This window comes from Shewanella sp. BJSY2023SW007, assembly GCF_047314525.1.
Lineage (GTDB): Bacteria > Pseudomonadota > Gammaproteobacteria > Enterobacterales > Shewanellaceae > Shewanella > Shewanella chilikensis.
The window spans coordinates 1-2193 of record NZ_JBKORL010000029.1; the positions used below are offsets into that span (position 1 = coordinate 1).

Sequence of the window (2193 nt, forward strand, 5' to 3'; positions counted from 1 at the left end):
CAAGAAGGCACAGTGCTCTGGGCTATATCAGTCCAGAAAACTACGAACTAAAGAGTGTTGCTTAGTAGCGTGTCCTGTATTAGCGGTGCGGATCACCATGATTTCTGCAACTGCCGTGCTAAACTGCCGATTCGCATTGACATTCAGCGAGAAATATAATTTCATACCAATAATCCATCCAATTGTTTTTAAAGAAAAATGATAGAAGTAAAATGTTTTACGTTTTTTGCCACACAGAAGTTACGCACGTCTGATATAACAAAAATAGTGGAGGATAAACATTACCCAATCATAGAAATTGACGGTTTAGAGCTATCTCCAAGCATAAAATTCACATGTACCAACCCTAATATAAACGAGTTTGATGCTGATGATATGTTAGGAGGGTTCTTTTCGGATCGATTCGACTCTATCAATAATGAAATAATAGAAGAGGATGGCAATGTAATTATAAAATCCATTTTTGCCCTACAATTCGATGTTGATTGTCCTATATCACTACATGGCGACGAAATAACCTACAAAGAAGGAGAAAGAGATTACTCATATAAAGTATCACCTTCTTTCTGTAGAACAGACTTTCCACCATTAACCGATTCGATAGAGATTAAATCAGAAAAGAAACTCACAATAGAAGAAGTAGTTAAAGAATTGATAATGTAATGAATGGGTTGATGCGCTTATTACCGGGTAAAGACATCTGCAATGAGGTCGCCCTGAGTTTGAGCATCGATATAGGTACAAGTTAGAGTTGGTTTGATAAATTTCTTCTTAAAATTTACTGGGGTTTGGATTAACCTTTCTATCCGAGTCAACCTTTACGCCAAAATTTAATCAATTGATTTGGTTACAGTTTAAAATTTGGTCTAACTGTGTGGCGCCCTTTTCACTCAATCATACCTTAACACTTATTCTTGTTGCTCCATGGCGGCCAGGATTGGCCGTACAATCCCCGGGGAGTCTTAGCTAATCAGGTACTCGCCTGCGTGCAAAAATATCCAAAACAACGCCAGGTAAACTGGTTAATATGCAGGATAGAGAGACTGACAGGGGAATAAAGATGGCCGAAACAGCCAATGCACAGCAAAGCAAATCGCTGCGCCACAAGTCCCGCAGGCAAGGGCGGGAACGGGCGACTTATCGTCTGGCCGAAGAACTTGGCGGCCTGGAAACTCTCAGTGCCAGCTATCATCAGCAGAACTTTGGCCGCCACAGTCATGAAGGCTTCACCTTGGGAATCATAGACAGTGGTGCCCAGCGGTTTTTCCGAAGTGGCGGAGATCATGTTGCCCCCAAACACAGCATCATTCTGGTGAATGCAGATGAGGTGCATAACGGCCGTTCGGCAACAGAAAATGGCTGGTCGTATCGGGCACTTTACCCTACCCCTGAGCAGTTTGCCGAACTGGCACTGTGCAGCAAGCAACAGGTGCCCTGGTTTGCCGAGCCCGTGGTACAGGACCCTCTATTGGCGCACCTGATAGCCATCACCCATGAAGCGCTCAACTATTCGAGTAATCGCCTGCAACGGGAAAGCCTCTTGTACGAAACCCTCAGCCTGTTGATGCTGCGTCACGGTCGGCTGAAGCCCGCTGCTCCTGTCCAGGCAGGCCCCCTGCTGAATAGGGCCAGGCAGTTTCTGGAAGACAGTTGCAGCAGTAACATCTCGCTCCAGGAACTGGCCAATCTGGTACAGCTGCCGCCTTTTGTGTTACTCAGGCAATTCAAGGCACAATTTGGTTTAACCCCGCACCAATATCAGACTCAGGTAAGATTAATTCTGGCGCGAAAGTTGTTGCGGCTGGGCGCTTCACCGATCCAGGTGGCACAGGACTCAGGATTTTGCGACCAAAGCCATTTGAACCGTCAATTCATCAATCCAAAAATAAACTCTTTTGAATCATAGTGTTATACACCTTAATTTTCTAAGATTGTACTCCTTTCTTGTACCTATTCCAATCAGAATATCACCTTAATTTGGCCACTAAAGCTATCCGCTAAAGGGCTTAAACATCAGTAGGATGATACAAAGTGTTACTGAGATAATACTTTAGTGATATGGACAAAAAGCATACAGCGGATAGCATGATGTTGCACCTTGGTTAATCATAAGGAGTTGATATGAAAAATATAAGTGTGGCAATGGCATTGGTTTCAGCTGTTGTGTTCTCTCAAACCACGTTAGCGAGCGAC

The 2193-nt window shown here is 44.0% G+C and carries 2 protein-coding genes; both read left to right on the top strand.

Annotation, left to right across the window (positions count from 1 at the left end):
- The first annotated feature begins 198 nt into the window (after positions 1-198).
- Positions 199-663 (top strand): hypothetical protein, encoded by a 465-nt coding sequence (locus ACMHXE_RS06115; RefSeq protein WP_413731678.1) that lies wholly within the window; start codon positions 199-201, stop codon positions 661-663.
- Between the two features lie 397 nt (positions 664-1060).
- Complete coding sequence (locus tag ACMHXE_RS06120) at positions 1061-1906, top strand: AraC family ligand binding domain-containing protein (protein ID WP_413731679.1); 846 nt, start codon at positions 1061-1063, stop codon at positions 1904-1906.
- The last annotated feature ends 287 nt before the right edge of the window (positions 1907-2193 follow it).

Excerpts from the sequence above, each read along its gene's own strand:
- ACMHXE_RS06120 (WP_413731679.1), top strand. The coding sequence starts at position 1,061 with ATGGCCGAAACAGCCAATGCACAGCAAAGCAAATCGCTGCGCCACAAG.
- ACMHXE_RS06115 (WP_413731678.1), top strand. The coding sequence starts at position 199 with ATGATAGAAGTAAAATGTTTTACGTTTTTTGCCACACAGAAGTTACGC.